At 41.6% G+C, this 16,437-nt stretch carries 14 protein-coding genes; 5 read left to right on the forward strand and 9 right to left on the reverse strand.

Annotated features, from left to right (window positions below):
- The first annotated feature begins 10 nt into the window (after positions 1-10).
- Entirely contained in the window at positions 11-1,210 is a 1,200-nt protein-coding gene (gene chrA, locus ACXZ1K_RS10445; RefSeq protein ID WP_458969605.1) for a chromate efflux transporter, read from the forward strand.
- Here the strand turns inward: chrA and dnaB are convergent, their stop codons facing one another.
- Complete coding sequence (gene dnaB, locus ACXZ1K_RS10450; RefSeq protein WP_458969606.1) at positions 1,211-2,785, reverse strand: replicative DNA helicase; 1,575 nt, start codon at positions 2,783-2,785, stop codon at positions 1,211-1,213.
- A gap of 206 nt (positions 2,786-2,991) precedes the next feature.
- Between dnaB and rlmB the strand changes: the two genes are divergently transcribed.
- Complete coding sequence (rlmB, locus tag ACXZ1K_RS10455) at positions 2,992-3,759, forward strand: 23S rRNA (guanosine(2251)-2'-O)-methyltransferase RlmB (RefSeq protein WP_458969607.1); 768 nt, start codon at positions 2,992-2,994, stop codon at positions 3,757-3,759.
- Here rlmB and ACXZ1K_RS10460 read toward each other — a convergent pair.
- Positions 3,756-4,847 (reverse strand): mannose-1-phosphate guanylyltransferase, encoded by a 1,092-nt coding sequence (locus ACXZ1K_RS10460; RefSeq protein WP_458969608.1) that lies wholly within the window; start codon positions 4,845-4,847, stop codon positions 3,756-3,758. The two genes, rlmB and ACXZ1K_RS10460, sit on opposite strands and share 4 nt — an antisense overlap.
- A gap of 15 nt (positions 4,848-4,862) precedes the next feature.
- Positions 4,863-5,828: a KpsF/GutQ family sugar-phosphate isomerase gene (locus ACXZ1K_RS10465; protein WP_458969609.1), complete on the reverse strand. Its 966-nt coding sequence runs from the start codon at positions 5,826-5,828 to the stop codon at positions 4,863-4,865.
- Positions 5,829-5,917: 89 nt separating this feature from the next.
- Here ACXZ1K_RS10465 and recQ point away from each other — a divergent pair, with 89 nt between their 5' ends.
- Together recQ and kdsA are read left to right on the forward strand one after the other, a co-directional pair.
- On the forward strand, positions 5,918-8,107 hold the full coding sequence (gene recQ, locus ACXZ1K_RS10470; RefSeq protein WP_458969610.1) for a DNA helicase RecQ: 2,190 nt from the start codon (positions 5,918-5,920) through the stop codon (positions 8,105-8,107).
- 9 nt (positions 8,108-8,116) lie between these two features.
- Positions 8,117-8,932 (forward strand): 3-deoxy-8-phosphooctulonate synthase, encoded by an 816-nt coding sequence (kdsA, locus tag ACXZ1K_RS10475; protein ID WP_458969611.1) that lies wholly within the window; start codon positions 8,117-8,119, stop codon positions 8,930-8,932.
- On the opposite strand, the gene ACXZ1K_RS10480 is transcribed toward kdsA, so the two are convergent.
- Positions 8,929-10,824, reverse strand: coding sequence for an OmpA family protein (locus ACXZ1K_RS10480; RefSeq protein WP_458969612.1), 1,896 nt, complete (start codon positions 10,822-10,824; stop codon positions 8,929-8,931). The genes kdsA and ACXZ1K_RS10480 overlap by 4 nt on opposite strands.
- Before the next feature lie 49 nt (positions 10,825-10,873).
- Entirely contained in the window at positions 10,874-11,497 is a 624-nt protein-coding gene (locus ACXZ1K_RS10485) for a 7-carboxy-7-deazaguanine synthase QueE (RefSeq protein WP_458969613.1), read from the reverse strand.
- A 114-nt stretch (positions 11,498-11,611) separates the two neighbouring features.
- Between ACXZ1K_RS10485 and ACXZ1K_RS10490 the strand changes: the two genes are divergently transcribed.
- Positions 11,612-11,941, forward strand: a complete 330-nt coding sequence (locus ACXZ1K_RS10490) for a Rieske (2Fe-2S) protein (protein ID WP_458969614.1) — start codon at positions 11,612-11,614, stop codon at positions 11,939-11,941.
- Between the two features lie 9 nt (positions 11,942-11,950).
- Here the strand turns inward: ACXZ1K_RS10490 and ACXZ1K_RS10495 are convergent, their stop codons facing one another.
- The 4 genes from ACXZ1K_RS10495 to ACXZ1K_RS10510 are packed head-to-tail and all read right to left on the reverse strand — an operon-like array spanning position 11,951 to position 16,434.
- Complete coding sequence (locus ACXZ1K_RS10495; protein ID WP_458969615.1) at positions 11,951-12,829, reverse strand: bifunctional 5,10-methylenetetrahydrofolate dehydrogenase/5,10-methenyltetrahydrofolate cyclohydrolase; 879 nt, start codon at positions 12,827-12,829, stop codon at positions 11,951-11,953.
- 2 nt (positions 12,830-12,831) lie between these two features.
- Entirely contained in the window at positions 12,832-14,619 is a 1,788-nt protein-coding gene (lepA, locus tag ACXZ1K_RS10500; protein WP_458969616.1) for a translation elongation factor 4, read from the reverse strand.
- A gap of 30 nt (positions 14,620-14,649) precedes the next feature.
- The gene (locus ACXZ1K_RS10505) at positions 14,650-15,381 is read right to left on the reverse strand and encodes a copper homeostasis protein CutC (protein WP_458969617.1); all 732 of its coding nucleotides are present in this window, start codon (positions 15,379-15,381) and stop codon (positions 14,650-14,652) included.
- A 15-nt stretch (positions 15,382-15,396) separates the two neighbouring features.
- The gene (locus ACXZ1K_RS10510) at positions 15,397-16,434 is read right to left on the reverse strand and encodes a N(4)-(beta-N-acetylglucosaminyl)-L-asparaginase (RefSeq protein ID WP_458969618.1); all 1,038 of its coding nucleotides are present in this window, start codon (positions 16,432-16,434) and stop codon (positions 15,397-15,399) included.
- Positions 16,435-16,437: the final 3 nt, after the last annotated feature.

Here is a 16,437-nt window from a genome sequence, read left to right on the forward strand (position 1 = left end):
TCCTTTTAAGTTGAACAGAAATCAATTGTTGTTTTTAAGGGATGTGCTGTTTTTCACTTTTACCGCCTTTGGCGGTGCTCAGGCACATTTATCCTTATTGCTTAAGTACTTTGTGAAAAATCGGAGGTATGTTTCTGAGGAAGACCTTTTGGAAATCAATGCGCTGGCCCAGGTATTGCCTGGCCCTGCTTCTACGCAAACCCTGGTGGGTATTGCCTATAAAGTGGGGGGATTGCGACTTTCCCTAATCTCGTTTTTGATATGGATTTTACCTTCCGCGGCGATGATGACGCTCGCCGCAATCGGCTTTGCTAAGCTGGATCAACAACAAAAATTTACGGAGATACTGGAATATATCCAGCCCATCGCCTTGGGTATTGTAGCATTCGGTGCCTACACTTTATCGAAAAGGGTGCTGCGGTCACAAGTTTCTGTATTTTTAGCCGTCTCTGCTGCGATCGCCACCTTGGTTTTAAGAAATGCATATGTGTTTCCACTCGCAATTTTAATAGGGGGGATGATCTCGTCTGCATTGGAAACGCCAAAAGAAGAGAGCGAGATCCGGGTGAAGCTGTTTTCCAATATCAATCCTAAAAAACTAATTTATTTTATTGGCGTGCTGCTTTTTCTTGCCCTCATGGGTGCAATCATCAACAGGACTTCACCGTTTAGTTTGCCGATAAGACTTTTTGAAAATTTTTACCGCAACGGTATTTTCATCTTTGGTGGCGGACAAGTTTTGGTTCCGCTGATGTTTACAGAGTTTGTTGAGATGAAACAATACCTGCATGCTTCGGGCTTTCTTTCCGGATTTGCGCTTCAACAGGCTTTGCCAGGGCCAACTTTTTCCTTTACAAGTTATATTGGCGCCCTAAGCATGAGGAATTTCGGCTATGGAATAGGGGGGCAAATTCTTGGAGGTGCCGTAGCAGTAATTGGCATCAATTTACCCGGATTGATTTTGGTTCTTTTCATAGTTCCCTTCTGGGATGACCTTAAAAAAATCGCCCGTATTAAGCATTCTTTATCGGGAATCAATGCGGTGAGCGTAGGTTTTATTATAGCAGCTTTTGTCCTCCTGGTTGTTCCAATAGGATTGGACCTGATGTCTATCTCGATTATGATAGTGACTTTCCTGGTATTAAACTTTACCAGGGTTAGTCCGACATTAGTTGTACTTGCAGGAATTCTTCTTGGTTATTTTATCTGATTAAAACGGCGCATCATCGTCATGCATGTCATCCATCCTTGAAGGTTTGATAATCACATTGCCGGACGGCCTGTCGAAGTTAGCCGATGGCATCATTCCTGCACTTGGATCAGTCATAGAAAATGAAGTTGGCGGTGCAAAATTGTCTTCCAAATCTGTAAATTTAACATACTTGCCAATAAAGCGCAATGGTACGATTCCTGTTTCCCCATTACGGTGTTTCGCAATGATTACCTCTCCAATACCAGCCTGTGACCGACCTTGCTCATCTTCTGTAATCCCGTAATATTCCGGACGATAAAGGAACAATACCATATCCGCATCTTGCTCGATGGAACCAGACTCTCTCAAATCCGATAGCATCGGCCGCTTTCCATTTGCACCTGGTCTGCTTTCAACTGCACGACTCAACTGAGAAAGTGCCAGAACGGGTACGTTTAACTCCTTAGCTACTGATTTAAGCGCTCTGGAGATGCTACCAATTTCCTGCTCCCTATTACCACCACCGCTTTGGCCTTCACCTTTTCCATGCATCAGTTGCAAGTAATCGATGATAATCAGTTGCAGGTCGTACTGCGATTTTAGCCTACGGCATTTGGCCCTGAATTCAAATATGTTTAGCGCGGGTGTGTCATCTATCAAAAGCGGGGCTTCAGTGAGCGTTCCTATTTTACTGTGCAATTGCTGCCATTCCCATTCTGCCAAATTTCCTTTACGGATCTTTTCTTGTTCTATTTCAGTTTCTCCTGAAATTAAACGATTGACCAGCTGAACGGAGGACATTTCCAGAGAGAAAACAACAACAGGCCTTTTGAAGTCAACAGCAGCATTTCTGGCGCATGTTAATACGAAAGCTGTCTTACCCATGGCTGGTCTTGCTGCGATGATTACCAAATCTGATGGCTGCCAACCGCCGGTCATACGATCCAGGTCTGTAAACCCGGAAGGAACACCTGTAAGTCCATCACTTTTACCTCTTAGTTCTTCCAGGGTGGCTAAAGATTGTTTAATGATCTCGTCCATCTTCTGGGTGTCCCTGCGGAGGTTATTTTGAGCGATGTCGAACAAGTTTTTTTCGGCATGATCCAGGAGGTCAAATATATCGGTGGTGTCTTCGTAAGCGCTTTGAATGATCTCTGAGGAAATCCTGATCAGTTCCCGCTGTATGTATTTTTGAGAGATAATACGTGCATGGTATTCGATATTTGCTGCGGAAGCTACCCTGTTGGTTAAATTGGTGATGTAGTATGCACCGCCAACCATTTCCAGCAGTCCCAGTGTTCTTAGTTCTGCGGTAACCGTTAAAATATCAACTGGCTTTGATTTTTGGAATAAGCCCTGTATGGCTTCAAAGATTTTTTTATGAGCTTCGTGATAGAAAATATCAGGTTTAAGGATGTCGATAACCGTAGAAAGTGCATCTTTCTCCAACATGAGCGCACCGAGCACAGCCTCCTCCAGATCGATAGCCTGAGGTGGAATTTTACCAAGGGTGCTCATGGAATTGGTGAGCCTGTTCTTCCTCGCTGTAAAGTTTGTCCTGTCTTGTCCCTGTGTTCCGTTCTCGATACTCATAGGTACAAAAATAGTTAAAAATTAAGGTCGACCTCAAATTCTTTATACACATTCGGGAGTTGGCAGATGTTCTGTTTTAACAATCGGCAAAACAATTTATACAAATTGCTAACAACATTTTGTTAATAAGGGTATTTACCGCCGCCATAAATTAGCATTACCTATTACCCATTATTTCAGCTATTTTTGCGCTTCAATTTTAAGAAATGGAAAATTCCAGAAGAGCGCCAAGGCAAAAAGAAAGCAATGAATTTATATTTGGTATCCGTGCGGTTATAGAAGCGATAAAGGCAGGAAAGGATATTGAGAGCATTTATTTGCAACGCGGACTTACGGGCGGGATTATGCTGGAACTGAAGGCGCTCCTAAAAGAAGTTGATGCTCCGGTGCACAATGTGCCGGTAGAAAAATTGAACAGAATGACCCTTAAAAATCATCAGGGTGTTATTGCGGTCATCTCTTCCATTGCTTTTCAAAAAATTGAGGACATTATTCCAACGATTTACGAAAAGGGGGAGACGCCGCTGGTGCTCATATTGGATGGGATTACCGACGTAAGAAATATGGGTGCCATAGCCCGTACTGCTGCGTGCGCAGGTGTTCATGCCATTGTTGTGCCTACAAAGAATTCAGCGCAGATCAATGCAGACGCCATAAAAACTTCGGCAGGAGCGCTATTTACCATTCCAGTATGCAGGCATCCCAATCTTCATAAGACAGCGCTTTACCTGCAAGAATGTGGCTTACAAATAGTGGCGTGTACTGAAAAAACGAATGACCTTATTTACGCACCTGACTATTCTGCACCCACTGCAATTGTTATGGGCGCTGAAGACGAGGGAATTTCTAACGAAATTATGCGCATGGCCAATCACCTGGCCAAGATCCCGATGATAGGAGAAATCAGTTCGCTTAACGTTTCCGTATCAGCTGGTGTAATTCTCTATGAAGCGATCAGACAGCGCCAGTCTTAAATATATTTTGTTCCGAACTTTGATTTAACGTCTGCAACAATCTGTTTGATGCTTTGTTCTGCATTTCGAGGACAAATCAATAGTGTATTGTTAGATTCTACAACGATATAATCATGCAAGTCCTGCAGGATTACCAACTTCTCTTTCGGAACATTTACCATGCAGTTGGACGAATTGAACATCATCACCTTCTCTGACGGGATGACGGCATTTCCAACATAATCATGTTCTGCTATGTCGTAAATTGAAGCCCAGGTTCCAAGATCAGACCATCCAAAGTCAGCAGGCAAAACGTATACGTTATCTGCTTTTTCCATGATTCCAAAATCTATAGAAATATTGGTGCATTGCTGATAGGCATCACCTATAAATTCAACTTCAGTATCGGTGTTGTAGGAAGAATTACCCTGATAAAATATCTCATGCATTTCAGGTAAGTGTCTTTGAAATGCTTTGTTAATTGATTTTGCCGACCAGATAAAGATACCTGCATTCCATAGGAAATCACCACTTTGAATAAATGATTTGGCCAGGTCGATATTCGGTTTCTCTGTAAAAATCTTTACTTTGAATATTTGCTCGTCAGTTTTTAATGCGCTTTCTGTATACTGAATATAACCATATCCAGTATCGGGCCTGCTTGGTTTAATTCCTAGAGTGATTAGGCAATCATTTTCTGAGGCAGCTTTTAACGATTGTTCAATCGCTTCTACAAACGCATCAGGATTCGTGATCGTATGGTCCGAGGGCGCTACTACAATGGTAGCATTGGGATTAAGTTGGGCAATTTTCATAGAGCCATAAGAAATGCAAGGTGCTGTGTTTCTCATGATAGGCTCTGCCAGGATCTGATTGCTGCTGATGCCCGGCAATTGCTCTTTTATGATGTCTGTATAAATTTCATTGGTTACAATAAAAATATTTTCGGGTGGGCAAATTTTCAAGAACCTGTCATAGGTGCTTTGGATCAATGTTTTACCAACGCCAAAAAAATCAATAAACTGCTTTGGATATTCTGTTCTGCTTACTGGCCAAAACCTGCTTCCAACTCCGCCCGCCATGATCAGGGCGTAATTATTTTTATTCATATTCGATTATTCTCTTTAAATAATTCCTTCCTGAAGAAGGTCATGTAAATGCACCATTCCGAAATAACCGTTCTCATCAGTTATCAGCAGTTGGGTAATGTTATTTTCTTTAATTATTTCCAAAGCCTGCATGGCCAATACATTTTTGTCGACACGCTTTGGATTAGCACTCATCAAATCACCGGCGGTAATATTGCTCAGGTCGGAATGTTGCTCAAGCATTCTTCTGATATCGCCATCGGTTATAATTCCCAAAATCTCATTGTCCTCTATAACAACAACTGCTCCCAAACGGTTTTGACTAATTTCGACAATTACATCCTTAACCGAAGCTGTAGGGTGTATACTGGGTTTAGCATTTTTTGAGGCCAAATCACCTGCTTTAAGGTATAGTCTTTTTCCCAATGCACCGCCAGGGTGAAATTTGCCAAAATCATCCTCATTAAAATTGCGTGCATTAAGGAGGCAAATCGCTAAAGCATCGCCCATAGCCAATTGTGCAGTTGTGCTGGTAGTAGGGGCAAGGTTATGCGGACAAGCCTCTTTTTCTACAGCGGTATTCAACACGTAATCCGCCTGTATGGCAAGGTCAGAATTTAGCTGACCCACCATCCCAATAATGACGTTGCCAGTTTGTTTTAATAAGGGGGTTAGGACTTTGATTTCCGGTGTATTTCCACTTTTGGATAAGCAAATGACGATATCGTCTTCGCGAATCATTCCCAGGTCGCCATGAACAGCATCTGCAGCGTGCATGAAAATGGAAGGTGTGCCTGTTGAATTTAAAGTGGCAACAATTTTTTGAGCAATAATGGCACTTTTACCAATACCTGTTACGATCACTCTGCCTTTGCTGCTAACGATCAGCTGAACAATTTTTTCAAAATCCTCATTAATATTTTGGACCAACCCAAGAATAGCTTGTGCTTCTAAATTTAAAGTGCTGACGGCGTCCTCTATTATAGATTTTTTACTTTTCAAACAGAATTATTTAGTATATTGATGCTTTGTATTTGTGCAAAATTATGTTATTTTGAAGTAAAAATAGCACTGAATATTTTATACACGAAATGGATGTGAAAAAGTCGTTGTTTGACAACTTACAAACCTTTTTTGGTTTTGATAATTTTAAAGGTGATCAGGAGTCTATAATCACTAATGTCCTGGAAAAAAGGAATACTTTCGTTATCATGCCAACTGGCGGTGGAAAATCTATCTGCTATCAACTTCCTGCATTGATGCAGGAGGGTACTGCGATCGTCATATCGCCCTTAATTGCGCTAATGAAAAATCAGGTGGACCAACTTCGGGCATTTGGTGGAAGCGACAGTATTGCACATTTTTTAAATTCTTCATTAAATAAAAGTGAGATCACCCAGGTTAAAAGTGACCTTTTGGCCGGCCAGACCAAATTATTGTATGTAGCACCAGAGTCACTTTCTAAACAAGAAAATATAGAGTTTTTAAAGCTTATCAAAATATCGTTTGTTGCAGTTGATGAGGCACACTGTATTTCTGAATGGGGTCATGATTTCCGGCCTGAATACCGTAAGATAAGACAAGTTATACAAGGGTTAGGAGAGGATATTCCGATTATCGCACTGACCGCAACTGCAACTCCGAAAGTGCAGCAGGACATTATAAAAAACCTGCAGATGGCTGATGCAACACTATTTAAGTCGTCCTTTAACAGGCCAAACTTATTTTATGAGATTCGCCCAAAAAGGGATGTGATCAAGGAGATCATCAGGTACATCAAGCAAAACACAGGTAAGTCGGGTATTATTTATTGTTTGAGCCGAAAAAAGGTAGAAGAAGTTGCCGAAACCTTAAATCTGAACGGGATTAAAGCTTTGCCTTATCACGCCGGACTGGAACCAAAGGTACGTGCAGATACTCAAGATAAGTTCCTGATGGAAGATGTGGAGGTTATTGTTGCAACAATTGCTTTCGGAATGGGTATAGATAAACCGGACGTTCGGTTTGTGATACACCATGATATTCCAAAAAGTATGGAGGGTTATTACCAGGAGACCGGCAGGGCAGGTAGAGATGGCGGCGAAGGCGTCTGTGTGGCTTTTTATGCGCAGAAGGATGTAGACAAGCTTGCGAAGTTTATGAAGGATAAGCCTGTTTCTGAGAGAGAAATAGGTACGCAGATATTGAAAGAAGTTATTGACTATGCTGAATCTGCAGTATGCAGACGTAAGCAGATTCTGCATTATTTTGGAGAAAACTTTAACGAAACAGGTTGCAATTGCATGTGCGACAACTGTAAGAAACCAAAACAACAATTTGAGGCTGAAAATTCATTATTGGTCTTGCTAAAACTGATCAAAAAGGTAGGAGAGAAGTTTGACGATACCCATGTTTTAAACGTGATCATGGGTTCTGAAACCGCTCAAACTATTGCTTATGAGCATAGCAAGCTACCTGAATTTGGTGTGGGAGTGGTGGAAGGCGAAAATCATTGGAAATCTTTAATTAGACAAGCTGTGCTCAATAACTTTCTATCGAAGGATATTGATAACTACGGCTTACTTGGTTTGACCAACATCGGACTAAATTTTATTGAAAATCCTTATAGTCTTAAATTCATCTTAAATGAACCTATAGAAAGTGCAGCGGATGACGATGAAGACGATGTAAAACATGGCTCTGGCACCCTTGATACACAGCTACTTCAATTACTTAAAGACTTACGCAAGAAGATAGCCAAGCAAAAGAATGTTCCGCCTTTCGTCGTATTCCAGGATCCATCTCTGGAAGAAATGTGTACGCATTACCCGATCAGCATGGAAGAGCTAAAGCAAATCTCTGGAGTAGGTAATGGTAAGGCATTGAAATTTGGCGGACCATTTTTGGAGTTGATCAAAAAGTATGTGGAAGACAATGACATAGAGCGCCCAATTGATTTGATTATTAAAACTCAGGCCAATAAATCACAGCTCAAGGTGTCAATTATCCAAAACATCGACCGTAAGATCGGGCTTGAAGATATTGCTAAATCTAAGGGTATAACTTACGATGATATATTGAAGGAGGTAGAAGCAATTGTAAATTCAGGGACAAAACTTAACCTCACTTATTTTGTAGACGAGCTTATTGATGAAGATCGTCAGGATGAAGTGTTCGATTATTTTCAATCTGCAGAAAATGACTCTATTGACGAAGCCTTAAAAGAGCTGGGTGAATCTGACTATTCAAGAGAAGAAATCCAATTGATGCGCATTAAATTTATGTCAGAACTTGGCAACTAACAACAAATCATGATCAACTTTCCTTTAGATAAATTAAAAAACCTGCAATCCAATAACTTTTTTTTAATGGCCGGACCCTGTGCGATTGAAGGAGAAGATATTGCCATGAGGATTGCTGAAAAAATAGTAACCATTACGGAAAAACTGGCAATCCCCTATATTTTTAAAGGTTCTTACAGAAAAGCCAACCGTTCCAAAGGCAGTTCTTTTTGCGGGATTGGTGATGAAAAGGCCTTAAGAATATTGGAGAAGATTGGCAAGACCTTCGAGGTACCAACAGTGACAGATATACACGCGCACGAAGAAGCAGCGATGGCTGCTGCGTATGTTGATGTGTTGCAAATTCCTGCGTTTTTGTGCAGACAGACTGATCTATTGATCGCTGCTGCGCAAACTGGGAAAGTAGTGAATGTAAAAAAAGGGCAGTTCCTTTCTGCAGGATCTATGAAATTTGCAGTAGAAAAGATTGTAGAAGCCGGCAATAATAAAGTTATTCTAACCGATAGGGGGAACACTTTTGGTTACCAGGATCTTATTGTAGATTACCGGGGTCTACCGGAGATGCAGGGTTTCGGCGTACCTGTAGTAATGGATTGTACGCACTCATTACAACAGCCAAACCAAAGTAGTGGTGTTACAGGTGGGAAACCTGAATTGATTGGGACTATCGCGAAAGCGGCAATTGCAGTTGGAGCAGACGGTTTGTTTATAGAAACACATCCCGATCCGGCTAATGCGAAATCTGACGGCGCAAACATGTTGCATCTTGATCTTTTGGAAGAGCTATTGGTTAAGCTGATTAGAATTAGATCAGCCGTGATTTAAATTTTGGTGATTACAAAAGAGGTACGCCTGTTTTTCCCGCGACCCTCTTCAGACTGGTTGTCGGCAATCGGTTTTTGCTTTCCAAATCCTTTATAAGTTAGTCTTTCGGCATTTATCTTATTGGTTATCAGATAATCGTAGACAGCTTTTGCCCTATTCAAGGAAAGCTTTTCGTTTAAAGCGTCGTTTCCAACGTTGTCTGTATGTCCCTGAATTTCAATTGAAAGCTTTGGGTTGCTTTTTAGTAAACCGAGCAATTGTTTCAATTCTGTTATTGATTCTGGGAGTAGCGCGAATTCATTAATATTGAAGAAGATATTTTTTAATACCACATCACCACCGGCCTTTAATTTTAACAATTCGATATTTAAGTCAAATGGTTTTGCTGTTGTCGTTGCTGTTAGGTTGTAATTTTCCGAGTAAAATAAGTATCCATCAGCCCCCACATTAAATGCGTAACTTGTTCCTACAGGCATCACAGCCATAAAAGCACCGGTTTGTGCTGATGTGTAGTCATTGTACACAACAATTCCTTTCTTTAAATCAACGATCTGCACTTCGGCATCCAAAAAAGCTCCGGTTTCTTTATCTTTTACTGTTCCTTTAACATATGTGATTGGGTTTGGCTTCTTGCCTTCAGGAATTTTAAACCTGTAAATATCCATATCACCATATCCACCTTTAAGATCAGAAGAGAAAAATCCTTCAGTTCCATCGGGACTTACAATCAGTCCGGTTTCTTCATTAAAAGTGTTTATTGGATAACCCAGGTTTTCTGGAGTTGTGAAGCCTCCCTTCTCATCTATTCGGCTTAAAAAGATGTCTTTATTACCTAGACCCGGCCATCCATCGGATGAAAAATATAAGGTCCTGCCATCCGCATGAATAAAAGGAGTGTTTTCATCGTAAGGGGTATTGATTTGCGGACCAAGATTAACTGCTGCACCCCAATAGCCGTCGCTTTGCAGCGTGCATTTCCAGATGTCGTAACTTCCAGAGCCGCCAGGTCTGTTGCTTACAAAATAAAGCGTATTCCCGTCAGGACTTATGGAGGGTTGAGCATCCCAGTATTCAGAATTCACTTTATTGCCTAAATTAAATGGTTCGCCCCAGGAATTACCTTCCTTGTGGCTTAAGTAAATATCACAGCGGCCAATCCCATCTGGTCTGCCGCATCCGGTAAAGTATAGGTACATCCCATCCGGGGATATAGATTGAGCTCCCTCATTAAAATTCGGCGTGTTTATTTTTGTGCTAAGGGGTACAGGCACCGACCATTTTTCTCCTGTTTTTTTAGCTATGTAGAAATCTTCATTATCGTTAATCTTTCTGCTAAAGATCAGTTGTTCTCCATCTGCCGTGATAGCGGGGAAATAATCCCGGTAAGCAGAATTTATTTCCGCACCCATGTTTACAGGCTGATAAACTACCGGCTTTTTCAATGCTTCGATAGAGAAAGAACAATCTCTCAGGTATTTATTTGCTTTCGCTAAAAAATCTTTATCGGTCCCTTTGTAATCCGCAATAAATCTGGTAAAATGCTGGAATGCTTCACTATAATCACCGGTAAAAAGTTCCGACTCACCGAGGCCATAGTACACACGCGTGTCTTTTATATTTCCAATGGAAATGGCTTTATGGTAGGCGGTTTTCGCTTCTTGAAATGCTTTGAGTCGTCTGTTGATATCACCTATCTGGATAAAAGCGTATTGAAATAATGGATCTGAAATTGTTGCCTCATTTAATGATGATAAAGCAAGATCGAAATGGTCTTCCTTCAAGTAAACCTGGGCCTTATCGAAACTGGACTGTGCTTTTTTAACTGTAGTAATCTGTGCGTCTACACCTAAAGAAGATATAAAAAAGAAGAAGATGATTTGCCACTTTTTCATTTATGTTAGCTTAGCACAGCTTTAAATCTAACATAAATACCTGGAAAAGCTAAGGGATGTTTAGAAATTTATGTGTTTGCAAGGAAATTTCCCACTTAGGATTGGCCATTACGTAGTCTATGATCAATGGTGTAACTTCTTTGGATTTTGACCATTCAGGCTGGAGATAAAGCTTACAGGTAGGAGAAACCATTTCCGCGTATTCCTCCGCCCATTTGAAATCGCTTTTGTTGAAAACAATCACTTTAAGTTCATTCGCAAAAGGTGTGATGTCTGGTCTTGGCGCTTTAAACTTTTTAGGCGAAAGGCAGATCCAATCCCATTCTCCAGAGAGGGGGTAGGCACCTGAAGTTTCAATAAAAGTGAGGATGTTTCGCTCATGAAGTTTTTTTGTCAGGTAATCCATGTTGTAAATCAGTGGCTCACCTCCGGTGATTACCACAGCCTTCCCTGGAAAACTGTCTGCTTTTAACGCGATGTCGTCAGCTAAAGTTAAAGGATGAAGCTCTGCATCCCAACTTTCTTTAACATCACACCAGTGGCAGCCCACATCGCAGCCGCCCAAACGAATGAAGTATGCTGCCTTTCCAGTATTAAATCCTTCGCCCTGTATTGTGTAAAACTCTTCCATTAAAGGAAGTAAAGTGCCGTCTTCTGGTATCTGATGTGCCATATTTAAGGTCGCAAAGGTAAATAAAATAATATAAGCAATGCTTAAACTGCGTATATTGAGCTTATTAATGACTGAGCAATGAAAATCACTAACCTGTTAAATTCCTAGTACGCTTTGAAATGGATTAAAGTAAATGAAGAATTGCCGGAGCACAACTTTGTTATGCAAATTAAAGTTGAGGGAAGAAAGCTCTGCCTGATTCGGGACGAAAATAAATTTCACGTTGTTCAAAATACCTGTCCTCATGCTGGAGGGATCTTAAGTGGTGGATGGTGTAAAAACGGGCATATTGTCTGTCCGATCCACAGATGGGAATATAACCTGGAAAACGGCAGGGGGGCTGCGGGTCAGGGAGATTATATTGACATATATCCAACAGCGTACAGAGCTGACGGCTTATACGTTGGATTAAAGGAAAGTTTTTGGAAAAAGATTTTTGGCTAACTTAATTAATCAATAGATCTCGCCTTTGGCTGAAGCCAGGGTATTCTTAAGTAAACCAACTATAGTCATTAATCCAACACCTCCTGGTACCGGGGTAATCCATGATGCTTTCTCAGCAACTGCATCGAAGTCTACATCTCCATATAACTTATAGCCAGATTTAGTTTGATCTGAAGTTTCGCGGTTCATACCTACATCTATCACTACAGCACCTGGCTTAATCATATCTGCGGTAATGAAATTCTTTTTACCAATCGCGGCAATCACAATATCGGCCTGCAAAATCATCTCTTTCAGATTTGCCGTTCTGCTGTGGCTTAAGGTAACTGTGCAGTTGCCCGGATTGGCATTACGAGCCATTAGTATGCTCATAGGACTGCCGACAATATTACTTCTACCAACTACGACACAATGCTTCCCGGCAGTCTCTATTTGATAGGCCTGCAGCATCATCATGATGCCATAAGGAGTTGCCGGAATAAAGCAAGGTAAATTACGCATCATGCGACCAAGGTTAACCGGATGAAACCCATCCACATCTTTACGGTGATCAATAGTTTCAGTTACTTTTTCGGGATCAATGTGTTTAGGCAGTGGAAGCTGAACAATTAGCCCGTCTACTGTCTTGTCTTCATTGATCTCTTTTATCTTTAGAAGAAGTTCTGCTTCAGTCACCTCCAGCCCGTAACGGATAAGGGAAGATTGGAAACCCACCTTTTCACAATTCTTCATTTTGCTGGCTACGTAAGTTTCACTTCCGCCGTCATTACCAACGAGTATGGCAATCAGGTGCGGTTTTCTACCTGTATCTGCAAGAAAAGCTGCCGCTTCTTCGGCAATTTCCAGTTTAACTTTTTCTGATACGTATTTTCCGTCGAGTAACTGCATTATTAATCTAATTTTAAAACTGCCATAAACGCGGTTTGCGGGATTTCCACATTGCCTACCTGGCGCATTCTTTTCTTACCTTGTTTCTGTTTTTCCAGTAATTTTCGTTTACGGGAAATATCACCACCATAACATTTGGCAGTAACGTCTTTACGCAAAGCACTGAGGGTTTCCCTTGCAATTACTTTTGCACCTATCGAAGCTTGTATTTTAATTTCAAACTGCTGACGGGGGATGAGCTCTCTCAATTTCTCACAGATTTTCTTACCAAAATCATAGGCATTGCTGCGGTGGATTAGCGAAGATAATGCGTCAACAGGCTCCTCATTAAGAAGCATATCCAATCTTACCAAGTCGGATTTACGATAGCCGATCTGGTGATAGTCAAACGATGCATAGCCCTTGGAAATGGTTTTCAATTTATCATAAAAGTCGAAAACAATCTCGCCCATTGGCATTTCAAAAATAAGCTCTACGCGGTCTGAGGTCAAATAAGATTGATTGGCTATTATTCCTCTTTTTTGGATACATAGTGACATTACCGGACCTACAAACTCAGCCTTAGTGATGATGTTTGCCCTGATAAAAGGTTCCTCCACAGAATCCAGTTTACTTGGGTCAGGCAAATCTGATGGATTGTTTACAGTCACTTCTTCGCCCTTTGTAGTTCTTGCAATGTAAGAAACGTTTGGAACGGTTGTAATAACCGTCATGTCAAATTCCCTTTCCAGGCGTTCCTGTATGATTTCCATGTGCAACATGCCCAGGAAACCGCAACGGAAGCCGAAGCCTAAAGCTGCAGAGCTTTCAGGTTCAAAAACTATAGAAGCATCATTTAATTGCAGCTTGTGCATGGCCTCTCGCAGTTCTTCAAACTCGTCCGTGTCTACAGGGTAAATTCCTGCAAAAACCATGGGTTTAACTTCTTCAAAACCCTGAATGGAATCCAATGATGGTCTGTCAACCGTAGTAATAGTATCACCAACTTTAACTTCACGCGCTTCCTTGATACCGGATATGATATAACCTACATCACCAGTTTTCACTACGGTACGTGGCGACATATCCAATTTCAGAATTCCCACCTCATCAGCCAGATATTGTTTTCCGGTATTGATAAATTTAACTTTATCTCCTTTTTTGATCTCACCGTTTACCACTTTATAGTAGGCGATAATCCCTCTGAAAGGGTTGAAAACAGAATCGAAGATTAGCGCTTGCAATGGCGCATCCGGGTCACCAACAGGTGCTGGAACGCGGTCTACAATTGCTTGAATGATATCAGGGATCCCCATTCCGGTTTTGCCGGATGCAGGAATAATGTCTTCACGTTTGCAGCCAATCAGGTCAACAATTTGGTCTTTCACTTCCTCAGGCATAGCGCCCGGTAAATCCATTTTATTTAGAATGGGAATAATTTCCAGATCGTGTTCTAAAGCCAGGTATAGGTTAGAGATGGTTTGCGCCTGGATACCTTGCGAGGCATCAACGATCAACAATGCACCTTCGCAAGCAGCAATTGAACGGGATACTTCGTAAGAAAAATCTACGTGTCCGGGAGTATCAATAAGGTTGAAATTGTATTCAATTTCATCAACCTTATAGTTCATTTGTATGGCGTGACTTTTTATCGTGATTCCACGCTCACGTTCCAAATCCATATTATCCAATAATTGAGCCTGCGCTTCGCGCGAGCTAATGGTCTTGGTGTACTCCAGTAAACGGTCGGCTAAAGTGCTCTTCCCGTGATCAATATGTGCAATTATGCAAAAATTACGTATGTGCTTCATCAGTGGCGCAAAGATAGGATTTTGGCGGAACTATTCGGCACTGTTGGCCAGTTCTATTAAATTTTTAACTGTAGCCGCATTCGTAATTTCAGTAGAAAACTCGTCTCTGCCCGATCCCATGTTTAATTTGGGGTTTCTATATTTCATATCCCCGGCAACACTTGATTTTGCAGAACCGTGAAATTCTTTTACACCGGTTTGGGTTATTATTGTCGCAATATTTTCCAGGGAAATCCCTGCACCGGGCATAATACTAATCCGATCGGCTGCTTTTTCCACTAATGCGGTAAGTTGATTGATACCCTTTAGCGCGGTGTCTTCTCCTCCTGAAGTCAATATCCTGGAAAAGCCAAGGGAAATGAGTTGTTCCAATGCAATATACTGATCTTTGCACATGTCAAACGCGCGATGAAAAGTAGCCTGCATCGGCTTTGCTAAATTTAACAATTCTGCACAGCGGACTGTATCTATATTTCCTTCATCGGTTAAAATACCAAACACTACTCCTTCACAGCCCAGCTTTTTACATTCCAGGATGTCTGCTTTCATGATCTCGAATTCCAGATCGGTGTAAAGAAAGTCGCCACCCCTTGGTCGGATAATTGGGAAAACCTGAATTTTAAGGATCTTCTTTGCCAGACTGATCTGTGCAAAGCTAGGGGTTGTGCCGCCCTCTACAAGGTTATCACAAAGTTCAACACGTACAGCGCCCCCTCTTTCTGCCTCAATAGCAGATGTTAATGAATTGGCGCAAACTTCCATTTGGACCATCTTAGGTTATTTGTAAAAACTTTTTCCGGGAACCAGTAGATCATCTTTTTCTGCGGTGCAAACCGCATAACTGAAACCAGTCTGGATTGCGTAAGCTCCATACTCACCTTTTTTGTTTAGGGCAAGAAAGCCAACCTGTATCTTCTTAGCGATGTCTGGCTTCTTCTTTACAATTCGCATTACCGCCTCTTTACAGGCATCTTCCGGCGAAAATCCCTGACGCATCAATTCTACAACTAAAAAACTGCCTACATTACGAATCACTTCTTCACCCACACCAGTAGAAGTTGCACCGCCCACTTCATTATCCAGGTAAAGCCCCGCACCTATAATTGGGCTGTCGCCAACCCGTCCATGTAATTTATACGCCATCCCGCTTGTGGTACATGCTCCAGACAAATTCCCCTTGGAATCAAGCGCCAACATACCTATGGTGTCATGATTATACTGATTACCAGGTAATTTGGTAGGCGCAGCTTTATCGTACAACTTGTTCTCTATATTCATTACCGGCGAATATTTAGCGGTTTTAAGCCATTCCTTCCAGGCTTCCTCACTCTCTTTCGTAAGCAAGTTTTCTTTTTTAAATCCATTTTCTAAAGCAAACTGTAGCGCACCATCTCCAACCAACATGACGTGTGGTGTTTTCTCCATCACCATTCTGGCAACAGAAATAGGATGTACGATATGTTCGATGCCCGCCACTGAACCACAATTGCCAAACTCATCCATAATACAGGCATCGAGTGTAACATGTCCATCACGGTCTGGCAAACCTCCGTAGCCAACGGTTTGTATAGATGGATCAGCTTCAGGTATGTGAACACCCTGTTCTACAGCATCCAATGCCCGACCGCCTTTTTCCAATACTTTCCACGCCGCCTTGTTGGCAGGAATACCAAAATCCCAGGTGGAAATTACGATTGGTTTTCCAGCTAAAGCTTCCGTTGCAGCAGGAACCATAGCAGCAGCGCTAGATTTGTTCACAGCGATGGCCGCTGCGGAAAGCGCGGTTGCTTTTATAAATTTTCTACGGTCAAGCATTAT

The organism is Pedobacter jaeyakensis (assembly GCF_054461315.1).

Excerpts from the sequence above, each read along its gene's own strand:
- ACXZ1K_RS10480 (WP_458969612.1), bottom strand. The coding sequence starts at position 10,824 with ATGAAAAAGTGGCAAATCATCTTCTTCTTTTTTATATCTTCTTTAGGT.
- lepA (WP_458969616.1), bottom strand. The coding sequence starts at position 14,619 with ATGAAGCACATACGTAATTTTTGCATAATTGCACATATTGATCACGGG.
- rlmB (WP_458969607.1), top strand. The coding sequence starts at position 2,992 with ATGGAAAATTCCAGAAGAGCGCCAAGGCAAAAAGAAAGCAATGAATTT.
- ACXZ1K_RS10505 (WP_458969617.1), bottom strand. The coding sequence starts at position 15,381 with ATGGAAGTTTGCGCCAATTCATTAACATCTGCTATTGAGGCAGAAAGA.
- kdsA (WP_458969611.1), top strand. The coding sequence starts at position 8,117 with ATGATCAACTTTCCTTTAGATAAATTAAAAAACCTGCAATCCAATAAC.
- ACXZ1K_RS10495 (WP_458969615.1), bottom strand. The coding sequence starts at position 12,829 with ATGCAGTTACTCGACGGAAAATACGTATCAGAAAAAGTTAAACTGGAA.
- ACXZ1K_RS10485 (WP_458969613.1), bottom strand. The coding sequence starts at position 11,497 with ATGGCACATCAGATACCAGAAGACGGCACTTTACTTCCTTTAATGGAA.
- dnaB (WP_458969606.1), bottom strand. The coding sequence starts at position 2,785 with ATGAGTATCGAGAACGGAACACAGGGACAAGACAGGACAAACTTTACA.
- recQ (WP_458969610.1), top strand. The coding sequence starts at position 5,918 with ATGGATGTGAAAAAGTCGTTGTTTGACAACTTACAAACCTTTTTTGGT.
- ACXZ1K_RS10460 (WP_458969608.1), bottom strand. The coding sequence starts at position 4,847 with ATGAATAAAAATAATTACGCCCTGATCATGGCGGGCGGAGTTGGAAGC.
- ACXZ1K_RS10510 (WP_458969618.1), bottom strand. The coding sequence starts at position 16,434 with ATGCTTGACCGTAGAAAATTTATAAAAGCAACCGCGCTTTCCGCAGCG.